The organism is Pseudomonas sp. SG20052 (genome assembly GCF_031766055.1).
GTDB lineage: Bacteria > Pseudomonadota > Gammaproteobacteria > Pseudomonadales > Pseudomonadaceae > Aquipseudomonas > Aquipseudomonas mandelii.
Genome location: NZ_CP134498.1, coordinates 3,407,976 through 3,429,532 on the forward strand (window position 1 = coordinate 3,407,976; position 21,557 = coordinate 3,429,532).

Here is a 21,557-nt window from a genome sequence, read left to right on the forward strand (position 1 = left end):
AACTCCGATGAATTTTTCCCAATTCTTCATTTCACGGCCGATCTTCGCAGCGGTGCTTTCGCTGCTGATCCTGATCGCCGGTGCCATCTCGCTGTTCCAGTTGCCGATCAGCGAATACCCGGAAGTCGTGCCACCGACCGTTGTGGTCCGTGCGAACTTCCCCGGCGCCAACCCAAAAGTCATCGGTGAAACCGTGGCCGCTCCCTTGGAGCAAGCCATTACCGGCGTCGAGAACATGCTGTACATGTCCTCGCAGTCCACCGCTGACGGCAAGATCACCCTGACCATCACCTTCGCACTGGGCACTGACCTGGACAATGCACAGGTGCAGGTTCAAAACCGCGTGACCCGGACCGAGCCGAAACTTCCAGAAGAAGTGACGCGCATCGGTATCACCGTCGACAAGGCGTCGCCCGACCTGACCATGGTTGTGCACTTGACCTCGCCGGACAAACGCTACGACATGCTCTACCTGTCCAACTACGCCTTGCTCAACATCAAGGATGAGCTGGCGCGCCTGGGCGGTGTCGGTGACGTGCAACTGTTCGGTATGGGCGACTACTCGCTGCGGGTCTGGCTCGATCCGAACAAGACCGCTTCGCGCAACCTGACTGCCACCGATGTGGTAACCGCGATTCGTGAACAGAACCGTCAAGTCGCTGCCGGTGCACTGGGTGCGCCCCCTGCGCCGAATGCCACTGCGTTCCAGCTGTCGGTCAACACTCAGGGCCGTCTGGTTTCTGAAGAAGAGTTCGAGAACATCATCATTCGCTCCGGCGACAACGGTGAAATCACGCGCCTGAAAGACATCGCTCGCGTTGAGTTGGGCTCCAGCCAATACGCATTGCGCTCGCTGCTGAACAACCAGCCTGCGGTGGCGATCCCGATCTTCCAGCGCCCTGGCTCCAACGCGATCGAGATCTCCAACGAAGTTCGCGACAAGATGGCCGAACTGAAGAAAAACTTCCCGGAAGGCATGGACTTCAGCATCGTCTATGACCCGACGATCTTCGTGCGCGGCTCCATCGAGGCGGTGGTCCACACCCTCTTCGAAGCGCTGATTCTCGTGGTTCTGGTGGTGATCCTGTTCCTGCAAACCTGGCGTGCCTCGATCATTCCGTTGGTGGCGGTGCCGGTTTCGCTAATCGGTACGTTTGCGGTGATGCACCTGTTCGGCTTCTCGCTGAACGCCCTGTCACTGTTCGGCCTGGTATTGGCCATCGGTATCGTGGTGGACGACGCCATCGTGGTGGTGGAGAACGTGGAAAGGCACATCGAGCTGGGAGAAACGCCCGTAGAAGCCACCAAGAAAGCCATGCGTGAGGTGACCGGGCCGATCATCGCGACGGCGCTGGTGCTGTGTGCGGTATTTATCCCGGCGGCGTTCATTTCCGGACTCACCGGCCAGTTCTACAAACAGTTTGCCCTGACCATTGCCATCTCGACCGTGATCTCGGCGTTCAACTCGCTGACGCTGTCCCCTGCCCTGGCCGCCGTGCTGCTCAAGAGCCACCATGCGCCGAAAGATCGCTTTACCAAAGTGCTTGATAAACTGTTGGGCGGCTGGCTTTTCCGTCCGTTCAACCGGTTCTTCGAGCGCGCCAGCCATGGTTATGTCGGCACCGTAGCCCGGGTTATCCGCAGCAGCGGTATTGCCCTGCTGTTGTACGCAGGCCTGATGGTGCTGACCTTCTTCGGTTTCGCCCACACCCCGACCGGCTTCGTACCCGGCCAGGACAAGCAATACCTGGTGGCCTTCGCGCAACTGCCGGACGCTTCGAGCCTTGACCGCACCGAAGACGTGATCAAACGCATGTCCGACCTGGCCCTGAAACAGCCTGGCGTGGAAAGTGCGGTAGCGTTCCCGGGCCTGTCGATCAACGGTTTCACCAACAGCCCGAATGCCGGCATCGTGTTCGTGACCCTGAAACCGTTCGACGAGCGCAAAGACCCGAGCATGTCGGCCGGTGCGATTGCCGGTGCATTGAACGGCCAGTTCGCCGGGATCCAGGAAGCCTACATGGCGATCTTCCCGCCGCCTCCGGTACAAGGCCTGGGCACCATCGGTGGTTTCCGCCTGCAGATCGAAGACCGGGGCAACCTGGGCTACGACGAGCTGTACAAAGAAACCATGAACATCATCACCAAGAGCCACAACGTGCCGGAACTGGCCGCGCTGTTCACCAGCTACACCGTGAACGTGCCACAGGTCGATGCCGCCATCGACCGTGAAAAAGCCAAGACCCACGGCGTGGCCATCAGCGACATCTTCGACACCCTGCAGATCTACCTGGGTTCGCTGTATGCCAACGACTTCAACCGCTTCGGTCGCACCTATCAGGTCAACGTCCAGGCTGAACAACAGTTCCGTCTCGAACCGGACCAGATCGGTCAGCTGAAAGTGCGTAACAACAAAGGCGAGATGATCCCGCTGGCGACCTTCATCAAGGTCAGCGACACCTCGGGCCCGGACCGCGTGATGCACTACAACGGTTTCATCACCGCTGAAATCAACGGTGCGGCAGCCCCAGGCTACAGCTCCGGCCAGGCTCAGGCAGCGATCGAGAAACTGCTCAAGGAAGAACTTCCAAACGGCATGACCTACGAGTGGACCGACCTGACCTACCAGCAGATTCTGTCCGGCAACACCGCGCTGTTCGTGTTCCCGCTCTGCGTATTGCTGGCGTTCCTGGTGCTCGCGGCCCAATACGAAAGCTGGAGCCTGCCACTGGCGGTGATCCTGATCGTACCGATGACCCTGCTGTCGGCCATCATCGGTGTGATCGCTTCGGGAGGCGACAACAACATCTTCACCCAGATCGGCTTGATCGTACTGGTGGGACTTGCGTGTAAGAACGCGATTCTGATCGTCGAGTTTGCCAAGGATAAACAGCAGGACGAAGGTCTCAGCCCGCTGGCTGCGGTCCTGGAAGCATGCCGTCTGCGTCTGCGTCCGATCTTGATGACTTCCTTCGCGTTCATCATGGGCGTTGTGCCTCTGGTCTTCTCCAGCGGTGCCGGTGCCGAAATGCGTCACGCCATGGGTGTGGCGGTGTTCTCCGGGATGCTCGGGGTGACCTTCTTCGGACTGTTGCTGACACCGGTGTTCTACGTATTGATTCGTAACTTTGTGGAGCGCGGTGAAAAGCGCAAAGCGGCCAAGGCGCTAAAACTGGAAAAGCAACTGGAGGCGCAACAATGAGCCTGAAAGCCTTCCTGCCGAGCCTTCTGGTACTGGCCTTGAGTGCCTGTGCCGTAGGCCCGGACTACAAGACACCCGCCACTGAGCCGGCCAACATCACCACTGCCACTGACGGCGCTGCCGGCCAGAAAAACTTCGACCGCTCGCGTTTCGAAGGCATCTGGTGGCAGCAGTTCGAAGACCCGACCCTCAACCAGTTGGTGACTCAATCGCTGCAAGGCAACCGTGATCTGCGCGTGGCCTTCGCCCGCTGGAAAGCGGCCCGGGCGATTCGCGATGACGTCAGCAATGACGCCATGCCCACCATCACCAGCCGCGCCAGCAGTGACTTGGGCAAGGGTCAGATCCCGGGCCAGACCACCAAACGGGTCAACAGCGAACGTTACGACCTCGGCTTGGACATGGCGTGGGAGATCGACCTGTTTGGGCGTATCCAGCGCAACCTCGAGTCCGCCGATGCCGAACAGCAGGCGCTCGAAGCCGATCTGTACCAACTGCAAGTCACCATGATTGCCGAACTGGTGGATTCTTATGGCCAATTGCGCGGCGCACAGTTGCGCGAAAAGATTGCCCTGGCCAACCTGAACAACCAGCAGGAGTCGCGCAAGATCACCGAAGCCCTGCGTGATGCCGGCGTCGGCGATCAACTGGACGTCGAGCGTGCCGATGCACGCCTGGCCTCGGTCGAAGCCAGCGTGCCGCAGTTACAGGCCGAACAGGTTCGGCAGAAAAACCGTATCGCCACCCTGCTGGGCGAGCGTCCTGACAAGCTGACTGTCGACTTGAGTCCAAAAGACTTGCCGGCGATTGCCAAAGCATTGCCGATCGGTGACCCGGGGCAGTTGCTGCAACGTCGTCCGGACATCCTCAGCGCCGAGCGCAAACTGGCCTCCTCCACCGCCCGTATAGGCGTGGCCAAGGCTGATCTGTTCCCTCGGGTCAGCCTCAGCGGCTTCCTTGGTTTTACCGCCGGCCGTGGTTCGCAGATCGGTTCTGCGGCGGCCAATGCCTGGGCGCTCGGCCCGAGCATTACGTGGGCTGCGTTCGACCTGGGTAGCGTGCGAGCCCGTCTGCGCGGCGCCGATGCCGATGCCGAAGGCGCGCTGGCGACTTACGAACAGCAAGTGCTGCTGGCGCTGGAAGAATCGGAAAACGCATTCAGCGACTACGGTAAACGTCAGCAACGGCTGATCTCGCTGATCCGTCAAAGCGAAGCGAGCCGCGCCGCCGCAGACCTGGCGCAAATCCGCTACCGCGAAGGCACCGTGGACTTCCTCGTCCTGCTGGATGCCCAACGTGAGCGTCTGGCGGCTGAAGATACCCAGGCCTCGGCGGAAACCGACCTTTATCGCGGCATTGTCGCGATCTACAAAGCCCTTGGCGGTGGCTGGCAACCAGAGACGGTCGCCAGCAAGTAATTTTTAAAGAGCTCCTTTGGTTGGCCGCAACCAACCAACTTTTTAGCCCTGCGCCTCATTCGGTCGCGGGGCTTTTTTTTGTTCGTTCGAGAGGGCAACGGATATTACTGTGGGAGCGGGCTTGCCCACTCCCACAGAAATTAGCGGTGATTTTCAGTCCTGAGCGTTTCCAGAATGGTTACGGTGGCTGTGGTCCCGGCACGCAAGCGGTTTTTGGCGGCATAGTCGGCGTCAATCTGAATCCGCACCGGCACCCGTTGCGCAAGTTTGACCCAGGTGTAACTGGGGTTGATATTGGCCAGCAGACGATTGCCGGGCAGGTTTTCCCTGTCGGCAATTGCAAAGGCAATGCTTTGCACGGTGCCGCCGAACGATTCTCCGCTCATCAATTCAATCCTGACCCGATCTCCCTCCCCGATTCGCGGCAGCTTGGTTTCTTCGAAATAGCCGCTGACGTAAAAAGAGTCGCTGTCGACCAATGCCAGCAGTGCGCCCCCCGCTGTGGCGTAGTCACCCTGTCGGGTCAGCAGGTTGGTCACATAACCACTGACCGGGGCGATGACGCGGGTGCGTTGAAGGTCCAGTTCAGACTGAGTCAACGCCGCGACAGCCAATTGAACGTTAGCCCGCGCCAGCCCCAGATTGGCCTGGTTGCGCAGCAGTTCGGCCTGGGCCACCGCCACTTCGGTGCTGGATTTTTCCCATTCTTCCCCGGAAATCGCCAAACGCTGCTTGAGGGTGCGTCGTCGGCGTTCTTCGCTCTCACGCTGTTTGAGCTGCGCTTCGCTGGCGACGATGGTTGCTTCGGATTGACCAAGGGTGGCCTTGGAAACCTCAACGGAACGCTTGGCATGTTCTACCGCCAGTGTGTAGCGAGCCGGGTCGATCTCGAGCAGTAACTGGCCTTTTTCAACATGCTGGTTGTCCTGGACGCCAAGGCTGACGATGCGTCCCGATACATCCGCAGATAAAGTCACCACGTCGGCACGCACCCGTGCATCCCGGGTCCAGGGCGCGCGGGTGTAGTGTTCCCAGGCGAACCAGCCCAGCACAAAGGCGAGCAATACCACTGCAACAGTTGCGAGTCGGGAAAGGATTTTTTTCAAGGCATCAGGCTCCCATCACCAGGATCAGCATTGCGCACACGCAGGCGTACAACGCGCCCTCGAACAAGGCTTCGTGCCAGACGAAACGCAGCACGCCCAAGCGTCTCAACAACCAGTCCAGCAGCAGAAAAATCGGCAAGGCCAGCAGCAGGGCCTGGGCGATCGGCTGCAGGTAGACGCCACCTATTTCCAGATCAATGGGCAAGGGCCGGCACTCCTTCCGGTTCTTTGGCATCAAAGTATTGGCGATGTCGCTCCAGAAACGACACCACGATCAGCAGCGCCACGCGCATCCGAAACACCGACCACAGGTGTTCATGAACGACCAACTGCAAGTCGTCCATTTCATCACCCAAGGCGTGCAAGCGTCCGAGCAGCCGGTCAACATCAATTCGCGGGCGCCCGGCGATAAACCTGCCGGTCTCTCTGACCGAATCCTGCAAACGGTTTTGCTGCTCGGTCGTCAGCAACGTATTGCCTGGCCCCTGTTGCCTGAGCTGGTTTAACGCGACGCCCACCGCCATGCAACCGAGGCTGACTTCGAACAGCTCGCTGGACTGCTTGTCCTGGGTGGCCGGCAACAGGCCCAACATCATCGTCAGGCGATCAACCATGCGGCTTTCAAACGCGAATTGCTGCTCATCGGTGGCCGGCGTCTTCAGCAAGGTGTAGACCTGCTCGCAGTTTTCGTTGAACAGTCGCCGAATCCGCAAGGCGGGCCTGAATGGAAAGATCAACGCATAGACACTCAGTGCCAGCGAGGCGGCGCAGATATACGCGCCGGCAAACTCGAACCACTGGATGGCCGTGTTTTGGCCGACGCCCGCATTTTGCGGCCCCAGCAACAGCATGGTCGTCAGCCCAAGACCAATACCTGTGCCGGTGGTTGGCGGACTGGACAGCCCCACCGCGACGGCATACAGCAAGGGCGCTAACAACAAGGCGAGCAGCTCGAAGTCACTGATCATCGGAACCAGCAAGAACAGATAGAGCGCCGACACCACCAGTGCCAGCCCCAGTCCCCGGGCAAAACTCTGGGCGGCCAGCAACGGCCGGGGAAACGTCGCCATCAGCGAACAGAGAATCCCCACCACGATCATTCCTCCACGAGCCCCGTCCCAAGCGGTCTCGATCCAGATCAGACCGGCCACCATCAGCGCCGTAAAGGCGCGGATTGCGTTCATCGCCGCCAAGGTGAAGTCCAGATGCAGCGGGTTTTCCTGGCCGCGGAACACGCAACTGGCTTCACGTCCATCCTGGATCGCGTCGCTCAGCTCCAGGATCTGCCCCAGTTGCTCCAGCATCCGCGCCTGCTCCCAGCGCAGCGCCCAGGCCAGAGAACGCAACGTGGCAGGCATCGTCTCGGTGAGTTGCTCGGCCTTATAGGCCTGGTCATCGAAACGCTGTTGCAACGCCGTGAAATGATGTCGTGCCTCAGCCGACAACGTGCGCCCCTTCCCGGCCAACTCATCGAGAAAGGCCAATTCTTCGGCGCGCAAAAGCTGGATCTCTTCAGGCAAGTCGCCTTTCCAGCGCGCGGCCAGCAGTTCGCGCTGGTGTCGCAGCGCCGTCAGTCGTGAGGTCAGCAGCACCAATTGATTACCCAGCAATTGCACCAGGCCGTTGGCACTGCGTAAACGGGGAGCATCGAAGTACAAATGCCGCCGCAAACCCTCAAGGGCGCTTATTTCCCCCAGCAATTGCATCTGCCTGCGGTGAAAATCAGCCTCGCTTTCCTCGGTTCGGATGACTGCTGCAGCGTGCGTCGCGAGCAGCTTGATGACTTGATCGATCTTGGCGAAATAGCTCCGGGCTACGGCCTCCGGGCGTGCGGTCAGAAGGCTGACGACGCAGACGCACGCTACCGCCAACAGCGTCTCGGTGACACGGGTGACGGCCAGCAAGAACGTGCCGTCCTGATCCGGCACCGCCAGCAACGCAACCACAACCGCGGTGTAACCGCTCAGGACAAAAGCCTGGGAACTGGTGTAACGCAACAAGGTGCCACCCGCAGTACACAGTGCCAGCCACAAGCCCAGCGTAATAATGAAAGGAATCGGCGCCTGGGGAAAAATGGCCATGATCAACACCGCGACTGCCGCGCCCACAGTGGTGCCGATGACTTGGCCGAAACTGCGGGCCAGAGCCATGCCTCCCAATGGTTGGCTGACGATTACCACCGCCATGATTGACCACTTGGGCTGGTCGAGGTCGAACAGAAAGGCCAGGTACAGCGTCAGCAGCCCGGCCGCGATGGTTCTCAAGGCGAACAACAGCACCCCTTGCCCGGGGTTGATCATCGCCTTGAAGTACTGGAGCAGCGGTTGCATGGGGACACTCTTCGAGCCATCTCCAGCAAGCGTAGTCACTGCTTCAGGGCTTCGACGGGTTTCAACGTCGACGTGACTTGTAGGCAAAATCGCCGGCATCGGACTGAGTCAGGGTTTGACTCACACGCCTACCTGACCGAAGCTGACAGCTTTGCAAAAGCTGCCAGCCCCGGATTCCTGCATGCCCCAGTCCCGCCGCTACTTGCTCATCAGCCTCTGTGTCCTGTTCGCCATCGCTCTTGCCTGGTTTTTCCTGCGCAGCACGACGCCCGTGGTGCCGGAAGCCATCAAGCGCGGCTACAGCGAAGCGTTGACCCAGGCGCGCGCCGGGCAACCGGGGGCCGCACGGGTGCTCTACCAGCAGCTGGGTCGCCCTGACCTGTCGCCCAAGCGTCGTGTCTGGCTGCATGCCGAACTGCCGAACTACCCGAGCCCGCAAGCCTTGAAACTGGCGGATGCAGACCTGCAAAACCCGTCGGCCGACGTGCGCATCGCAGCCATCAAAAGCATTGGCGGACTGGTGCCCAGTGGGCAGCGCAGTTTGCTGATCGGACCATTACTCGACGACAGCGAACAAAGCGTCCGGTCTGCCGCGATCAACGCGCTGCTGGGTTTATCGCCGGATGACCTGGGCTTGTATTTCGGGCCGTTGCAGCAAGCCATCGATGCCTGGGAACGGGACCTGAAAAGTCTCCCGGAAAGCGCCGAAACCCAATACCAGCTGGCCCGTCTGCACTTGCACAATGCCGAACTGAAAGAAGCGCAGCAGGCGCTGGAACGCACGCTGCAACTGGAGCCGAGCAATCTGCCGGCGTTGGTGATGCAGATTGAAGTGCTGGATAAACAAGGCCAAAGCGACGCAGCCCGGCAATTGCTGGCGAAACAGTTGAAGGCTCAACCTGACTCTGCCTACCTGCAACATGCCCTGGGGCTTTGGTTGCTGCATCACGGGCAAAGTGAATTTGCCCTGCTTGGGCTGTCCAAAGCGGTCGAGATCGAGCCGAACAACAAGGATTACCGCTACGACCTTGCGACTACGTTGCACGGTGAGCAAGAGCTGGAGGCGGCGCAGAAACAGTTGCAGGAAATCGTCCAGCGCCATCCGGCGGATCGCAAGGCGCGGGTGCTGCTCATCAACTACTGGAAAGAAAGCGGACAATTGCAGAACGTGCAGATCCTTCTGGCGCAGCTGGAACAACTCAATCCAGACGATCCTGCATTGCAGCAGGGTTTATAACGCCACTGATATCACACCGGCAAAAAGGTTGAACCGTCGCCACGGCAAAAGGTCAAGTGATCAGGCAGTCCATTCAGGCACTTCAGGCCTGCTGCCTCGCTTCCCCTAGTCATGAGAGGGTTTTTTTTGTCTACATCTAACGAGTTGTTCAGTGCAAAAGCCGCCACCGGCATCGACGGTCTGGATGACATCCTGGCCGGTGGATTGTCCCGCGGCCATGTGTTCTTGCTGGAGGGTGAACCCGGAACCGGCAAAACCACCGTCGCTTTGCATTTTCTGTTGGCCGGCGCCCGTGCCGGCGAGCGCTCGTTGTACATCACGCTTTCAGAAACCGAGCGCGAACTGCGCCAAGGAGCGTTGTCCCACGGTTGGGAGCTGGATGAAAACATCCACATCTTCGAACTGACACCGCCAGAAAGCCTGCTCAATGCCGAGCATCAGCAGAGTCTGCTGTACTCCTCGGACCTTGAACTGGGCGAAGCAACCAAACAGATTTTCGAAGTGGTCGAACGGGTCAAGCCGACCCGAGTGGTCCTCGACAGCCTTTCCGAAATACGTTTGCTCGCCCAGAGTTCCCTGCGATATCGCCGGCAGATTCTGGCGATCAAGCACTACTTCGTGCGCTACGACGCGACCGTGCTGCTGCTCGATGACCTGACCACCGAATCCCTCGATAAAACCGTGCACAGCGTAGCGCACGGCGTGGTTCGTCTGGAAGAACTGACGCCCAACTACGGCGCCGAACGCCGGCGCATACGCGTCGTGAAGTATCGCGGTCAAAAGTACCGTGGCGGCTTCCATGACTTCACGATCATGGGCGACGGTGTGCACGTCTTCCCTCGTCTGGTCGCCGCTGAACACCGCGGCGGTTATATCCGCCAGCAGTTGACCAGCGGCATCAAGGAAATGGACGCCCTGCTCGGCGGTGGCATCGAGACCGGTTCGAGCACGCTGATTCTCGGCCCGGCCGGTACCGGCAAGTCGCTGATCTCGATGATCTTCGCCGCGGCGGCCGTCGCCCGGGGTGAGAAAGCCGCGCTGTTTATCTTTGATGAAGAGCTGGGACTGCTGTTCGAGCGCATGAAAAACATGGGCATCGACCTGCAGGCGCTGCAAGACACTGGCAACCTGCTGATCGAGCAAGTCGACGCCGCCGAACTGTCCCCCGGCGAGTTCTCGCACCGGGTTCGTCGTTGCGTCGATGAGCGCAACATCAAAACGGTGGTGATCGACAGCATCAACGGCTATCAGGCCGCAATGCCCGAGGAAAACGCGCTGGTGCTGCACATGCACGAGTTGCTGCTGTACCTCAATCGCCGAGGCGCCGCGACGTTCATGACCGTGGCCCAACATGGGCTGGTCGGGGACATGCAGGCCCCGGTCGACATTACTTATCTGGCTGACACGGTGATTCTGTTGCGCTACTTCGAAGCGGTAGGCAAGGTTCGCCGGGCCATTTCAATTATCAAGAAACGCACCGGCAGCCACGAATCGACCATTCGCGAATACCGCATCGGCAGCGCAGGCATGACCATCGGCGAGCCTTTGGATGCATTCCAGGGTGTATTGCGCGGCGTTCCAACCTATCTGGGTGCCAGCCAGCCACTGCTCAAGGATGATGAACGGTGAGTGTTGTCGAGGCGATGTCCGAGCGCGCGCTTATTCTCGCGCCGCTGGGACGTGACAGCCAGATTGCGCTGATGATGCTTAACGAGGCGGGATTCGAGGGTCTTGTGACACGGGATCTGGTCACGCTGTGCAGCGAGCTGGCACAAGGTGCCGGCCTGTTGTTGATTTCTTCGGAAGCCTTGCTGGGTTGCGACCTCGAACCGCTGCTGGGCCTGATCGAGGAACAACCGGCCTGGTCAGACCTGCCGATCGTACTGTTGACCCACCACGGCGGGCCGGAACAAAACCCCGCGTCACGTCTCGGACCGCAATTGGGCAACGTGACCTTCCTTGAGCGCCCGTTTCATCCGGTGACATTGATCAGCCTGGTCACTACCGCATTGCGTGGGCGACGACGGCAGTATGAAGCCAGGGACCGGTTGATTGACCTGAGCCAAAGCGAACTGCGTCTGCAAAATACGCTGGAAACCCTCGAACAACAGGTCGAGGAACGTACCGCCCAACTGCGTCATAACGAAGAAGCCCTCAGACAGTCGCAGAAAATGGAGGCTGTCGGCCAACTCACCGGTGGTATCGCCCACGACTTCAACAACATGTTGACCGGCATCATCGGCAGCCTCGAGTTGCTACGTCGACGCCTGGCCCGAGGTCGCACCGATGACCTGGACGGCCTGATCGATCTGGGGGTGACCTCGGCCAATCGCGCGGCCGGTCTGACCCATCGTCTGCTGGCGTTTTCCCGACGCCAGTCGCTGGATTCAAAACCCGTGAAAATGAATACCCTGGTGGTGTCCATGGGCGAACTCCTGCAGCGCAGCATCAACGAAAGCATTCAGCTGGACATGCAGTTGAGCGAGGACTTGTGGGTGGCCGAGGCCGACCCCAACCAACTCGAAAGCGCCCTCCTCAACCTGGTGCTGAACGCCCGCGACGCCATGCCCGAAGGCGGAAAACTGGTGGTCAACACCTCGAATCAGCATCTGGACAAAGGTTTCACGCAGGTTCACAGCAACCTGCAACCGGGTGATTACGTCGTGCTGCGCGTGACCGACACTGGCTGCGGCATGCCGGAAGGCACCATCACCAGAGCCTTTGATCCGTTCTTCACGACCAAACCGATCGGCCAGGGCACCGGTTTGGGCTTGTCGATGATTTACGGTTTTAGCAAGCAATCCCACGGCCACGTCACCATCGAGAGTGAAGTGGGCAACGGTACGACGGTGAGCCTGTATCTTCCGCGTTACAACGGTGCGCTAGTCGAGGACACGCTGATCGACATCGCACACGCGCCTCATGCTCAGGACGGAGAAACCGTGCTGATCGTCGAGGATGATCCGGCGGTACGGGTGTTGGTCAGCGCGGTACTGAGTGAGTTGGGCTACGCCTTCGTCGAAGCAGGCGATGCCGACAGCGCGGTGCCGATTCTCGATTCCGGCCAGCGTATCGATTTGTTGATCAGCGATGTGGGATTGCCAGGGATGAATGGCCGGCAACTGGCGGAGATCGGTCGGCAATACCGGCCTGACCTGAAAGTGTTGTTCATTACCGGTTATGCCGAACACGCGGCAGTGCGCGGTGGATTCCTTGACCCCGGCATGCAGATGATCACCAAGCCGTTCACCTTCGACCTGTTGACGGCCAAGGTGCGGGAGATGATCCGAATCTGAAAGCCCCCATGACGGGGGCTTCGGGGCTGTTTACGACAGCATGTCCTGCATCAGCTCTTGCAACACGTCCAGATCGAACGGCTTGCTTAGGATCGGCGCCTTGCGCGTGATCGGGCTGTCGGTCTCGCGGATCTCCTGCGGATAACCGCTGATAAATATCACTTTGAGCTCTGGTCGCAGCTTTACGGCAGGCTCGGCGATCTGCACGCCGGAGATGCCGCCAGGCAGGCGAAAATCAGTGATCATCATGTCCAGGTGCGGCTTGCTCGCCAATATTTCGAAGGCCTGCTCGCCGTTCTCGGCCTGCAGCACCCGGTAACCCTCACCCGACAAGTAAGCGGACAATACCATCAGAATCGAGGGGTCATCCTCGACAATGAGTACTACATCTTGTGCATCTTCACTCATGGGAAGCCTTTGTTCGGTCAATTGCTGCTGATACGACCATGGGGTCGATCAGAGGTTGCGTTTATCCGGCTGTTTTCCTACAACGGCAGACAAACGCGAAATAAGGCGCCCTCGTTGATCTTGCTCTCGACGGCGATGGAGCCGCCATGGGCGGCGACGATCTGCTCGGAAATAAACAGCCCCAGTCCCAGCCCCGCGACGACGGTTTTGGCTGACACCCGTTCGAACTGTTGAAAAATGCGCTTCTGGTTTTCTTCACTGATACCGATCCCGCGGTCCTGCACTTCGACCCGTGCCTGACCCTCGTGACTGTAGACCCTGACATCAATCAGGCTCTTGCCACCATAACGCAAGGCGTTGGTCAGCAGATTTGAAATCACTTGTTCGATACGAAATTCGTCCCAGTTGCCGACCACTGGCTGCTCGGCGGTAAACGCAACGGAACACTCGGCGGCGTCAACTTGCGGCGCGAAGTTTTGCAGCAAATTGCTGACCAACTGCACGAGGTCAAATCTGGTCGAGCGGATCGACAACTTGCCGGTGCGAATGCGTGACACATCCAACATGTCTTCAATGAGACGGATCAGGCTTTTGATCTGCCGCTCGTCACGGTCGACCATGGCGTGCATCTTGTCGAGGGTGAACGCCGACGCGTTGTCCCGGGCCAGATGCATCTTGCGCAGCTGGGTTTCGAGGATCAGGCCATTGAGCGGCGTGCGGACTTCGTGGGCGACGATCGACATGAAGTCATCGCGCATGCGCACCGCTTGCTCCAGTTCATTCTGGGTGGTCTGCAACTGCTTGAGCAGCGCTTCCTGCTCGCGGCGAGCCTGCTCCAGCTCTTCAACCTGTTGCTTCATCGCCTTGCTTTGGCGGTAGAGGTCGACGAAGACGTTGACCTTGCTTTTGACGGCGTGAATATCCAGTGGCTTGTGCAGGAAGTCCACGGCCCCGCTTTCGTAACCTTTGAACGCGTAGTTCAGCTCGCGGCCTGCGGCACTGACAAACACGATCGGGATGTTCTTGGTCTTCTCTGTACCGCGCATCAACTCGGCCAGTTCAAAGCCGTTCATGCCCGGCATCTGTACGTCGAGAATGGCCATGGCAAATTCGTGTTGCAGCAGCAACGACAAGGCTTCGTCGGCGGACAAGGCTTTGTAGACCATGCGGTCTTCACGCTTGATCAGCGCCTCAAGTGCCAGCAGGTTCTCCGGCAGATCGTCGACAATCAGCAATTTGGCTTGGATGTTACTTAGCATGCTATTCGTTCCAGCTCGACAAGCAGACGGCCGATGCCGCGTATTGGGAGAATGTGGTCAGGGCAGTGCAAATCCAGCGCCGCCCGAGGCATGGTCGCGACCTGGGCTTCGTCCGGGTCCTGCACGATGGTCAGGCCGCCACAACGTTTGACCCGCGCCAATCCGTGTGCGCCATCACGGTTCGCGCCAGTCAGCAGCACGGCCGCCAGGCCTGGGCCATAGACATCGGCCGCCGACTCGAACAGAAAATCAATGGAGGGCCGCGAGTAATGCACGCGATCCTCAAGGCTCAGGGAAAAACTGCGGTCCTGCTCCACTGACAAGTGATAGCCCGGAGTGGCGAAATACAACGTTCCGGCTGCCACATCTATTTTGTCGCCAGCTTCCTCGACAGGCATGCGAACCCGGCGGGCAAAGACTTCGGCCAGTTGGCTGCGGCGCTCGTCGGGCAGGTGCAGGACTACGATGATCGGCAGCATGAAACCTTTACGCAACGGACTGAGAATGTTGAGCAATGCCTCCACCCCACCGGCCGAAGCGCCGATCACGATAGCGTCTATCGAAGGCAAATCCGCTGCATTGTTCATGATTTACGGTAAATCCGTTCTTGTTTGACCAAGGGCGAAAACTGGTTGCCGAAGGCGGAAAAATCCGGGGTTTCCTTACTGCCCAGGACCAGGAATCCACGATGACAAAGGGATTCATGGAACAAACCGAACGCGCGATCCTGAAGCTTTTTATTGAAATAAATCAAAACATTACGGCACGAAATCAATTGGGTTTCTGAAAAGACGCTGTCCGTCGCCAGGCTGTGATCGGCGAACGTCACGTTCTCACACAACGTCTTGTCGAAAATCGCGTAGCCATACGCCGCCGTGTAGTAGTCGGCGAACGAACGCTGGCCACCGGCCTGCTGGTAGTTGTGAGTGTAGGCGCGGACATTCTCCATGGAGAAAATCCCCTGTTTGGCCTTCTCCAGCGAGCGCGGATTGATATCGGTGGCGTAGATGATCGTGCGATCGAGCAAGCCTTCTTCGCGCAGCAGAATCGCCATCGAATAGACTTCTTCACCCGTGCTGCAACCGGCGATCCAGATCTTGATCGACGGATAGGTCTTGAGCAGTGGCACGACTTCCTTGCGGATCGCGAGGAAATGCGAAGGATCGCGAAACATTTCACTGACCGGGATCGTCAGCAATTGCAGCAACTGCATGAACGCGGTCGGATCGTGCAGCACCTTTTCTTGCAGGGCCGAAATGGTATTGCACTCGAATTGCGCCAACGCATGATTGACCCGGCGCTTGATCGAAGCGCCGGAATAATCGCGAAAGTCGTAGCTGTACTTGAGGTAGATCGCTTCGATCAACAACCGCAATTCGATCTCGCTGTTTCGCGCCACTGTTTCAATGCGTTCCACTAAATGCGTTCCATCTTCGGTAACCACACGCGAATCAGCGAAAACAGGCGATCCAGGTCAATGGGCTTGGCCAGGTAATCGTTGGAGCCGGCTTGCAGGCAGCGCTCCTGATCGTCCTTCATGGCCTTGGCCGTCACCGCAATGATGGGCAGCTTGCGCCAGCGCGGGTCCTTGCGGATCTCGATGGTGGCTTCGAAACCGTCCATCTCCGGCATCATCACGTCCATCAACACCAGATCGATGTCCTCGACTTCATTCAGTTTTTCAATCGCCTCACGACCGTTCCGGCCGATGACCACGACTGCACCCTTTTGCTCCAAAGCGCTGGTCAGGGCGAAGATGTTGCGTACATCGTCGTCCACCAGCAGCACTTTGCGGCCCTCGAAGACTTTGTCGCGGCTGCGCGCGGTCTTGAGCATCCGTTGGCGTTCATGGGACAACCTGGATTCGACTTTGTGCAAAAAGAGTGTGACCTCATCCAGCAAACGCTCGGGTGAGCGAGCGCCTTTGATGATGATCGAGCGCGAGTACTTGCGCAGCTCAGCCTCTTCGTCCCGGGTCAGGTTGCGTCCGGTGTAAACGATGACCGGCGGGAACGAGCAGATATCTTCGGTGGACATGCGCTTGAGCAGGTCGTTGCCGAGCATGTCCGGCAGCTTCAGGTCGATGATCATGCAATCGAAAATGGTCGTGCGCAGCAGGTCGAGCGCTTCCTGGGCGAAGCCGACGGCGGTGATTTCAATGTCCTCGTCGCCGATCAGGCGAGCAATGCTGTCGCGTTGCAAATCGTCGTCTTCGACCAGCAGCACCCGTTTGACCTTCTGGGTCAGCTTGGCTTCGAGGCGGGCAAACACGTCCTTGAGTTCTTCGCGAGTGGTCGGCTTGACCGCATAACCGATCGCGCCCATGTGCATGGCCGCCTCGACCCGGTCTTCCACCGAAATCACATGCACCGGAATGTGGCGGGTTTCGGCATGTTCTTTCAGACGCTGCAATACGGTCAGCCCGGAATGGTCCGGCAGGCGCATGTCCAGCAAAATGGCGTCGGGAATGAACTCCCTGGCCAGGTCGTAGCCTTCATCGGCCCCGTGAGCGACCAGGCACTGGTAACCCAGTTCGTGGGCCAGATCGTAGAGAATGTTTGCAAAATTCGGCTCATCTTCCACCACCAGGATGCAACGGGTGGTGAATGGCGCCTTGCTGCGGTCATCATCGAAACGTGGAATGTCGACTTCGGCAATCAGCGGTACCAGCGCGGGCGTTGTCACCCTCGGTTTTGCGGCGACCGGGGTAGCCTGCATCGGCGCGACGGGCGCATCACCCGGTTCTACGTATTGCTGCGGCAGCACGAGGGTGAACACACTGCCCTGCCCCGGCTCGCTGGTGACGCTGATCGAACCGCCCAGCAACGCCGCCAGATCGCGGGAAATCGACAGGCCTAGCCCCGTGCCGCCATAACGCCGATTGGTGGTGCCGTCGGCCTGGCGGAAGGCTTCGAAAATGCTGTCCTGCTGGTCGGCGGCGATGCCGATCCCGGAATCGCGGACGATAAAGGCGATGCCGTCGTTCGGCTGGGACGCCACCGTGAGGCTGACGATGCCTTTTTCGGTAAATTTCACCGCGTTCGACAGCAGATTCTTAACGACTTGCTCCAGACGCTGACGGTCGGTGAACAGCATCATCGGCGAACCGGGCTGCACGTCGACCTCGAACTCCAGCTTCTTGTCAGCGGCCATCGGCTCGAACATTCCGCGCAGTCCGTCCACCAGACGCGCAACGCTGGTGTTCTCGGGGCGCATTTCCAGCTTACCGGCCTCGACCTTGGAAATATCCAGAATGTCATTGATCAGATTGAGCAAGTCATTGCCGGCGGAGTAGATCGACTCGGCGAACTTCACCTGCTCGGCGCTGAGATTTTCCTGAGGGTTTTCCGCCAGCAACTTGGCCAGGATCAGCGAACTGTTCAACGGCGTGCGCAGTTCGTGGGACATGTTGGCGAGGAACTCGGACTTGTACTTGCTCGATCGCTGCAATTCTTCGGCGCGCTCTTCAAGCTGGGCCTGGGCCTGGTTGAGCTCGGTGTTTTTCAAGTCCATCGCATCACGCTGATCGGCCAGGATCTGTGCCTGATCGGCGAGTTGTTCGTTGGTCTGCTCCAACTCGACTTGCTGGGTTTCCAGGTGAGCCTGGGACTCCTTGAGAATCCGCGATTGCTCTTCGAGCTCTTCGTTGGCGGTCTTGAGTTCTTCTTGCTGAACTTGCAGCTCTTCGTTGAGCTGCTGGGTTTCGGCCAGCACTTCCTGCAAACGCTGACGGTAGCGAGCGGCCTCGATTGACGTGCCGATGTTGCCGGCAATCAGCTCGAGCAATTCGACGTCGCGGTCGTCCAAGGGGCGCAGGAAACCCAACTCGATCACGCCATTGACCCGATCATCGTCGCTGGTGGGCACCACGAGCACGCTACGCGGCAGGCCTTCGCCCAGACCGGAGCTGACTTTGAAATAGTCGCTTGGCACGTCATCGAGACGGATCAGGCGAGCCTGTTGCGCCACCTGGCCGACAATCCCTTCATCGCTGTAAATCTGCTGGTCGCGCTCTTCCTGCTCGCGAGAAAAACCGTAGGACGCTATTCGTCTGAGGCCGCCATGTTCTTCGCGCACATAAATAGCAGCGACCGCAGTGCCCAGATATTGCGCGCAGAACTGCAGGATGTTGCGCCCCAACAGATTCAGGGACAGTTGCCCCAGCACCTGCTCGGCCAGTTCGGTCTGGCCGTTGCGCAGCCACGCTTGCTGTTCCAGGCGCCGGGCGCTGGCCTGTTGTGCGGCGAGGTTGGCGCTATAGCTTTGGGACAGGTTGAGCAAATCGCGACGACCGATATAGGCCAGCAAACCGCTGATGCCGAGGATGAACAGCAGGTAAAGGGAGATGCTCCAGATCGTGGTGCGGCGCACTTCCTCGTTGCGCGTGGTGCGCAACTGCTGCTCCATGTCGATCACGTCTTCGAATTGCTTGCGGATTTCGTCGGTCAGCCGTTTGCCCTGCCCAGCTTTGACAGCACCGCGATAATCACCGTTGGTGCGCTGCAACTCGATCATGGATTGCGCATAGTCGGCCCACTCAACCTGCAAGGCCTGGAGTCGGCGCAGACGATCGGTCTGAACCGGATTGTCGGCCGTGAGTTCGAGCAAAGTATTGAGCGCGACCGCGATTCTCGGCTTGGCCGTTTCGTAAGGGTCGAGAAAATGCTCATCGCCGCTGATCAGAAAGCCACGCATCCCCGTTTCCAGATCAACGGTCAGTTTCACCGCCTCATTGGCGTTATTGATCACCCGGTCGGTGTGCTCGACCCACTGGATTACCGACAGCAGGTAAGTGATCAGCGAGACAAAGAACACCGCGCTGAGCACACCAACGCCCAACGGCAGACTGATGTTGCGGCTCAGGAGTTTACGGAATCGTTGCTCATCAACCGAAGACGCAGGGGTCATGGGGAGGCCTTGTCGAACTGTTCAAAACCAGGGAGTTTGCCCCAAAACGGGCACATTGATCCAACTTTCTGAGGCCTGTCCGGGCAAATCCCCGCATTTAGCTGCGATCGATCAAAGGAGCGGTTATCCTGCCGTCTCTTGTACAGCTATTCTTTTTTGCACAACGCCGGGAACTTGTCGGGATCTGCCACTTACTCATGATAGAGCCCGGCGATTTCGATCGACCTGCGACCCTGAATTTACCTTGAGAGCCCTCTTATGTCCTCCACCCCGTCCACCATCCTGGTAGTAGAAGACGATGCCATCGTGCGCATGCTGATCGTCGATGTACTGGAGGAACTGGACTACAAGGTCCTTGAGGCCGATGGCAGCGAAAAGGCGCTGGAGTTTCTCAACGATGAGGACCAGCACATCGATTTGATGATGACCGATGTGGGTTTGCCGGTGATGGATGGCAGAGAACTGGCGAAACAGGCGCGGATGCTGCGTCATGAATTGCCGATCCTGTTCGCCAGCGGTTATGCCGAGAGCATCGAGCTCCCTGCGGGCATGCAGGTGATTGGAAAGCCGTTTTCGATTGATCAGTTGCGCGACAAGGTCAAAGGCATGCTTGCTTAATCATTCATTACATTTTTTTAGGCGCACTTTTTCCAAAAAATGGTTTGCCGTATCAACGGCAAACCTTAGCTGCCTATAAATGATCCTGCTGCACTTGAGCAATCAATGCGCCTTCCCTGTTTAATGAAACAATCCATCACACTAACAACCTTGCTACCGGACCTGTGCGGATAAGCCTGAGCACGATTTCCATAGCCTTAGCCTGCCCACCACCGGGTGCACAGGCCGCCCTGGATGGCAGAACATTCCATCGACGTCGTGATTCCTTGCGGCCAGATATGGTTAAATCCCGCGCCTCTCGCGTCACTCAGCCCTCATCCCGAGTCAAGGAAATACCGTTCATGAATCAGCCCCACGCAACCAAAGTCCTCGTCATTGGTTACGTCTGGCCCGAGCCCCGCTCTTCGGCCGCCAGTGGGCATGTGATGCAGATTCTGGATACGTTTCTGAAACAAGGCTGGGATATTACCTTCAGCAGTCCGGCCGGCACCGGTGAACATCGTGCGGATCTGACGGCGCTAGGCATTCGCGAAGTCCCGATCGAATTGAACAACAGCAGTTTCGACGACTTCGTCAGCCAACTGGCCCCGGATATCGTGCTGTTTGATCAGTTTATGATGGAAGAGCAATTCGGCTGGCGTGTCGAGAAACACTGCCCCGACGCCTTGCGAGTGCTTGAAACTTCGGATCTGCAAAGCCTGCGGCACGCCCGGCATCAGCGTCTCAAGGATCGCTTGAAGACCAGCGACGATAACAATGATTTCACTGACCTGTTCGCACCGGCATTGCGCGAAGAGTTTGACTTGATGGCCGATACCGATCTGGCCAAACGGGAAATGGCCGCGCTGTATCGTTGCGATTTGAACCTGATGATCTCTGAAGTGGAAATCGAGTTGCTGGTCGAGCAGTTCAAGATGCCGCGCAATTTGCTGCACTGGTGCCCGTTGATGGTCGAACCGCCGAGCGTGCCGGCGGCTGCCTTTGAAGATCGGGCGCACTTTCTCAGCATCGGTAACTTTCGACATGCGCCGAACTGGGATGCGGTGCTCTGGATGAAAACGGCGATCTGGCCGTTGATCCGCGAACAACTACCCGGTGCCCAACTGCACATCTACGGCGCTTACACGCCGCCCAAGGCTACTGCCCTGCATAACGCGGCCCAAGGGTTCCATGTCATGAACTGGGCGGAAGACGCCTTGCAAGTGATGTCGGCGGCGCGCGTGTGCCTGGCACCGCTGCGTTTCGGCGCGGGCATCAAGGGCAAGATCATCGACGCCATGCTCTGTGGCACGCCTACAGTCACAACGCCTATCGGCGCAGAAGCCATGCACGGCCAGCATCCCTGGCCTGGCGCCGTGGCCCGGTCGGCACGGGAGTTCGCCGATGATGCGGTGCGGTTGTACAAGGATGAAGCACTCTGGACGGAGGCCCAATCCAAAGGGCAGGTGTTGCTGGCCAATCGTTATAAACAAACCGAACATGGCCCGGCACTTATCGAAAAGTTAATAGACTGCCAACAACGTCTCGCCCAACTTAGAACGGACAACTTTACCGGCAGCATGTTGCGTCATCACCACCATAAAAGTACGCAGTATATGGCGCAATGGATTGAAGCAAAAAACCGCACTCACTAACTATCGACACTATCGTTACACACTTTGCATCGTCACGCTTATTGACCCCTTCCATACCCCATCTTATAAATAACTCGCCGGATTAGACTCAGACAAACTTATCCGGCGGCATTTATCTAACTTACCACTTGATGCAAGGAT

Annotated in this window: 15 protein-coding genes; 7 read left to right on the forward strand and 8 right to left on the reverse strand. The window is 58.6% G+C overall.

Going from position 1 to position 21,557, the window contains the following annotated elements:
* Nucleotides 1-7: 7 nt before the first annotated feature.
* Nucleotides 8-3,202 carry an efflux RND transporter permease subunit gene (locus tag RHP74_RS15615; RefSeq protein WP_145307624.1) on the forward strand — a complete coding sequence of 1,065 codons (3,195 nt, stop codon included), beginning with the start codon at nt 8-10 and terminating at the stop codon, nt 3,200-3,202.
* Complete coding sequence (locus tag RHP74_RS15620) at nt 3,199-4,620, forward strand: efflux transporter outer membrane subunit (RefSeq protein WP_282410271.1); 1,422 nt, start codon at nt 3,199-3,201, stop codon at nt 4,618-4,620. The genes RHP74_RS15615 and RHP74_RS15620 overlap by 4 nt, the downstream gene beginning before the upstream one ends.
* Before the next feature lie 140 nt (nt 4,621-4,760).
* Here RHP74_RS15620 and RHP74_RS15625 read toward each other — a convergent pair whose 3' ends face one another.
* Genes RHP74_RS15625 through RHP74_RS15635 form a run of 3 tightly spaced genes read right to left on the reverse strand, consistent with a single transcriptional unit; the run spans nt 4,761 to nt 8,056 of the window.
* Nucleotides 4,761-5,726, reverse strand: coding sequence for an HlyD family secretion protein (locus RHP74_RS15625; protein ID WP_288113890.1), 966 nt, complete (start codon nt 5,724-5,726; stop codon nt 4,761-4,763).
* A 4-nt stretch (nt 5,727-5,730) separates the two neighbouring features.
* Nucleotides 5,731-5,931, reverse strand: coding sequence for a DUF1656 domain-containing protein (locus tag RHP74_RS15630; protein ID WP_311095771.1), 201 nt, complete (start codon nt 5,929-5,931; stop codon nt 5,731-5,733).
* Nucleotides 5,921-8,056: an FUSC family protein gene (locus tag RHP74_RS15635; protein ID WP_288113888.1), complete on the reverse strand. Its 2,136-nt coding sequence runs from the start codon at nt 8,054-8,056 to the stop codon at nt 5,921-5,923. Before RHP74_RS15635 ends, RHP74_RS15630 begins: the two co-directional genes overlap by 11 nt.
* Nucleotides 8,057-8,237: 181 nt before the next feature.
* On the opposite strand from RHP74_RS15635, the gene RHP74_RS15640 reads away from it, so the two are divergent.
* The 3 genes from RHP74_RS15640 (at nt 8,238) to RHP74_RS15650 (ending at nt 12,589) form a co-directional block, all read left to right on the forward strand.
* The gene (locus RHP74_RS15640) at nt 8,238-9,293 is read left to right on the forward strand and encodes a tetratricopeptide repeat protein (RefSeq protein WP_311095772.1); all 1,056 of its coding nucleotides are present in this window, start codon (nt 8,238-8,240) and stop codon (nt 9,291-9,293) included.
* A gap of 126 nt (nt 9,294-9,419) precedes the next feature.
* Nucleotides 9,420-10,922, forward strand: a complete 1,503-nt coding sequence (locus tag RHP74_RS15645) for an ATPase domain-containing protein (protein ID WP_010460440.1) — start codon at nt 9,420-9,422, stop codon at nt 10,920-10,922.
* Nucleotides 10,923-10,936: 14 nt separating this feature from the next.
* Complete coding sequence (locus tag RHP74_RS15650; protein ID WP_154505554.1) at nt 10,937-12,589, forward strand: ATP-binding protein; 1,653 nt, start codon at nt 10,937-10,939, stop codon at nt 12,587-12,589.
* Between the two features lie 30 nt (nt 12,590-12,619).
* On the opposite strand, the gene RHP74_RS15655 is transcribed toward RHP74_RS15650, so the two are convergent.
* The 5 genes from RHP74_RS15655 to RHP74_RS15675 all read right to left on the reverse strand — a co-directional run bounded on the left by RHP74_RS15655 (nt 12,620) and on the right by RHP74_RS15675 (nt 19,164).
* Nucleotides 12,620-12,997 carry a response regulator gene (locus tag RHP74_RS15655; protein WP_311095773.1) on the reverse strand — a complete coding sequence of 126 codons (378 nt, stop codon included), beginning with the start codon at nt 12,995-12,997 and terminating at the stop codon, nt 12,620-12,622.
* 77 nt (nt 12,998-13,074) lie between these two features.
* A complete protein-coding gene (locus tag RHP74_RS15660) occupies nt 13,075-14,256 on the reverse strand; it encodes a hybrid sensor histidine kinase/response regulator (protein WP_010460446.1) in 1,182 nt (393 codons plus the stop codon).
* Nucleotides 14,250-14,843, reverse strand: a complete 594-nt coding sequence (locus RHP74_RS15665; protein ID WP_311095774.1) for a chemotaxis protein CheB — start codon at nt 14,841-14,843, stop codon at nt 14,250-14,252. Before RHP74_RS15665 ends, RHP74_RS15660 begins: the two co-directional genes overlap by 7 nt.
* Nucleotides 14,840-15,673, reverse strand: coding sequence for a protein-glutamate O-methyltransferase CheR (locus RHP74_RS15670; RefSeq protein WP_010460449.1), 834 nt, complete (start codon nt 15,671-15,673; stop codon nt 14,840-14,842). Before RHP74_RS15670 ends, RHP74_RS15665 begins: the two co-directional genes overlap by 4 nt.
* Complete coding sequence (locus RHP74_RS15675; protein WP_311095775.1) at nt 15,673-19,164, reverse strand: response regulator; 3,492 nt, start codon at nt 19,162-19,164, stop codon at nt 15,673-15,675. Before RHP74_RS15675 ends, RHP74_RS15670 begins: the two co-directional genes overlap by 1 nt.
* A 258-nt stretch (nt 19,165-19,422) precedes the next feature.
* On the opposite strand from RHP74_RS15675, the gene RHP74_RS15680 reads away from it, so the two are divergent.
* Together RHP74_RS15680 and RHP74_RS15685 are read left to right on the forward strand one after the other, a co-directional pair.
* Nucleotides 19,423-19,782, forward strand: coding sequence for a response regulator (locus tag RHP74_RS15680; RefSeq protein ID WP_311095776.1), 360 nt, complete (start codon nt 19,423-19,425; stop codon nt 19,780-19,782).
* Nucleotides 19,783-20,123: 341 nt separating this feature from the next.
* Nucleotides 20,124-21,416, forward strand: coding sequence for a glycosyltransferase (locus RHP74_RS15685; protein WP_311095777.1), 1,293 nt, complete (start codon nt 20,124-20,126; stop codon nt 21,414-21,416).
* The last annotated feature ends 141 nt before the right edge of the window (nt 21,417-21,557 follow it).

Coding starts and splice junctions, on each gene's coding strand:
- RHP74_RS15675 (WP_311095775.1), bottom strand. CDS start 19,164: ATGACCCCTGCGTCTTCGGTTGATGAGCAACGATTCCGTAAACTCCTG.
- RHP74_RS15680 (WP_311095776.1), top strand. CDS start 19,423: ATGTCCTCCACCCCGTCCACCATCCTGGTAGTAGAAGACGATGCCATC.
- RHP74_RS15635 (WP_288113888.1), bottom strand. CDS start 8,056: ATGCAACCGCTGCTCCAGTACTTCAAGGCGATGATCAACCCCGGGCAA.
- RHP74_RS15615 (WP_145307624.1), top strand. CDS start 8: ATGAATTTTTCCCAATTCTTCATTTCACGGCCGATCTTCGCAGCGGTG.
- RHP74_RS15660 (WP_010460446.1), bottom strand. CDS start 14,256: ATGCTAAGTAACATCCAAGCCAAATTGCTGATTGTCGACGATCTGCCG.
- RHP74_RS15665 (WP_311095774.1), bottom strand. CDS start 14,843: ATGAACAATGCAGCGGATTTGCCTTCGATAGACGCTATCGTGATCGGC.
- RHP74_RS15655 (WP_311095773.1), bottom strand. CDS start 12,997: ATGAGTGAAGATGCACAAGATGTAGTACTCATTGTCGAGGATGACCCC.
- RHP74_RS15685 (WP_311095777.1), top strand. CDS start 20,124: ATGAATCAGCCCCACGCAACCAAAGTCCTCGTCATTGGTTACGTCTGG.
- RHP74_RS15640 (WP_311095772.1), top strand. CDS start 8,238: ATGCCCCAGTCCCGCCGCTACTTGCTCATCAGCCTCTGTGTCCTGTTC.
- RHP74_RS15620 (WP_282410271.1), top strand. CDS start 3,199: ATGAGCCTGAAAGCCTTCCTGCCGAGCCTTCTGGTACTGGCCTTGAGT.
- RHP74_RS15650 (WP_154505554.1), top strand. CDS start 10,937: ATGTCCGAGCGCGCGCTTATTCTCGCGCCGCTGGGACGTGACAGCCAG.